The 2,751-nt window shown below is 41.3% G+C and carries 3 protein-coding genes; 1 reads left to right on the plus strand and 2 read right to left on the minus strand.

Translation table 11 applies throughout. The features are described 5' to 3' along the window. Positions 1-561, minus strand: a 561-nt coding sequence (locus tag ACOJS8_RS10550; protein ID WP_420148505.1) for a bestrophin family ion channel, incomplete at its 3' end; no start/stop codon positions are given. A gap of 449 nt (positions 562-1,010) precedes the next feature. Beyond that, positions 1,011-1,598 (minus strand): hypothetical protein, encoded by a 588-nt coding sequence (locus ACOJS8_RS10555; protein WP_420148506.1) that lies wholly within the window; start codon positions 1,596-1,598, stop codon positions 1,011-1,013. A 657-nt stretch (positions 1,599-2,255) separates the two neighbouring features. On the opposite strand from ACOJS8_RS10555, the gene ACOJS8_RS10560 reads away from it, so the two are divergent. Beyond that, positions 2,256-2,751: ParA family protein (locus ACOJS8_RS10560; RefSeq protein ID WP_420148507.1), on the plus strand; the 496-nt coding region annotated here is incomplete at its 3' end.

Below are 2,751 nucleotides of genomic sequence, written 5' to 3' on the forward strand. Positions count from 1 at the left end.
AGCTTTGTTGGCAAAAGCTTCGTTCGTTTTTTGTTCCGTCAGCGAAATGTATTTGTTCATATCCATTTCGGCCAATTCCTCTTTGTAAGCCCCATCCCCAAGTTGTTCTCTGCGTAATTGATTGAAGGTACCAAAATTCCATCCCAGACTCACATGCTCCCATTGAGTAGGAACAAGGAGCTGCTGGCGGAGCGTGTATATATAGGCAATGTGCCGATAGATGAGTGTTTTTTTGAGATGATTCAACTCGTCGTCTGGCAGATCGTTACTTATTAAATATGCCTTCACCATTGAGCCCCACATACGGCTGCTGTTGATAATTGCGCCCCAAATTTTACGGCCTTCCCAAAGGCGATCGTATGCCTGGTTATTTTTGAAACCAACGTAGAATGCCACGGCCGTACCAATTACTGAAATCGGTAGCCAGGGAATGGCCATCCATTTCCAGCGGGTAAAGTCATAAAGTACCGTAACAAGGGTCATCCAGACCGTTAACCAAAGAATATGGTGTCCTGCAAACTGATAAATACTACGTAGTGTAAGGTTTTTCTTAACGATCATTTTAGTGAGAATTTTTCTGCTGATGCGGCAATCCTCTGGCGAGATTTAACGTAGCGTCGTACACAATGCAATTACCTGATCCAGTTTAGTTGAATCGGATATGAGCTACTGGTATAGAATCCCTAGTTCTGAGCCAGTGGCTCATTATCAGTTCTTTTCCCGATATCATTACTTTGTAAACAGCACAGCGAATCTCTCTGCCAACTATAACCCTGGCGTCCGTCCTGATCCTGCTTAGCCTGGTTATTATCTGTGGTTATGTAAATAGTGAATAGTACCATATAGACTGGCTCTAGAAAGCCAATCGCAATGATAAAAGCAAAAATATACACAGCAAAAAAATCTAAACTCTAGTTTAGGCTATGAAAAAACAAGCAAAAAGTTTATTAGCAGAATAAATGATTAGGTTCCTGAAAAAAATATATGGTTACAACCAATAATTTTCACCCTTAACGACGCAAGCCAAGCGTACAGTTGAGTTTAAGATAATCTATCAATTCACTTAAATTCTTTGCATTTGGTTTTATGAGTGTCTCGTAGGGGCACTCTTGCAGAAGCCTGATTGCTTCATTTACGTTAACCAGTCGAGAATTATCCCCGACGAAAACCCGGCCAATGTCAACAATTAGAATATCATTTAACACCATAAACGATTTGAGATCGAAGTAGAGAGCTTTTTTGCGAACCGTATCAATACAGTAGACATTATAAATATCGTCCAAACTACCAGTCAGAATTACACGGTTTACTGGAAAGAAGGCTTTATAATAAGGCCAGTTCTCAGCTTGCAATACAGAGAATTGGGCGTCCAGATCGAGTTGATCCATTTGCTCTTCCCGCAGTGAGCAGTAAACGTGGAGAAAGAACTCAAACGTACCATACATACCGTTTATACGGGTTCTCATGGACAAATATTCAATTATATCCGGTTCTGACTGATCAACCGGAAACTGTCCATCTATCCAAATGTCATGGACTAACTCAGCAAACTCGTTTTGTTGGTTAATCTGTGATTTAATAAATTGAATGAGTGTCATTGTCGTTCATTAGCAAATAAGTCAGAGGTCGAATAGTAATTATCAGCAAATAATACCTATGTAAAGGTATATATATTTATATTCATATGAAACATTTAGTCTAAATATTGTGTGGCATACCTATAACGTAGTATATATGCCTATACTTTCTGAATGAATTTGAGGTACCCCATACGTGCCGGACGGAATCCTGATTCTATCTTATATTCATCTGATCACTTTTGAGACCCGGTTAGATTCACCAAAGATGATTCGAGGTAGGGTGACCAGGCTGATTTTATGACAGTGAGAAAAATAATCGAAGAAAATAAATGATACGTATCGCGAACATACCCGCTGCCGAACGTAATCAAATCTGGCGAAACAGGTAGACTACGGGGGATTTCAGCATAGCTGAATTGGCTGGAACCTGCCGCATCCGATCCTCAACCTATGTATTGTTGCGATCAGTCTTGGGGTCCACAACGCCTACCCGGAAATTGACGAAGTTGCTTTTAAGGAAATCTCACAGGCTATATTGCATGCTTATTATCAGTTTCTGGTTTCTGTACGGATCTGAGCCACAATTATTAACTTGCTTTTGTGGAACATTCCGTGGAACATTTCTTGGATTCGTGAAAACAATCCGGCATATTTGAAACTGCAACGCACAGACCCATGGGTAAAGTCATTGCTATCGCCAACCAAAAGGGGGGCGTCGGTAAAACTACGACAACAATTAATTTGGCCGCCAGTTTGGCCGCCCTCGAATTTCAGACGCTCATTGTTGATGCTGATCCACAGGCGAATTCCACGTCAGGGTTAGGCTACAATCCGAAAGAAATTGAGAACAGCATCTATGAATGTATGGTTGAGGGCGTTCGCCCCCACGATGCTATTATTCAAACGGATTTTCCGAATCTGGATCTATTGCCATCTCATATCGACTTAGTTGGTGCAGAAATTGAAATGATCAACCTCCAAAATCGGGAGGACAAAATGAAAGATACGCTTGACGGTCTCCGCCACGAGTATGATTTCATCATTATCGATTGTTCGCCTTCGTTAGGACTGATTACCATCAACAGCCTAACGGCTGCCGATTCGGTTATTATCCCGGTTCAATGTGAGTATTTCGCACTGGAAGGTTTAGGAAAGCTGCTGAACACGATCA

Source organism: Spirosoma sp. (assembly GCF_048594605.1).
Lineage (GTDB): Bacteria > Bacteroidota > Bacteroidia > Cytophagales > Spirosomataceae > Spirosoma.

What these genes read in the sequence shown, in the direction of transcription:
- ACOJS8_RS10555 (WP_420148506.1), bottom strand. Translation starts at nt 1,598, where the DNA reads ATGACACTCATTCAATTTATTAAATCACAGATTAACCAACAAAACGAG.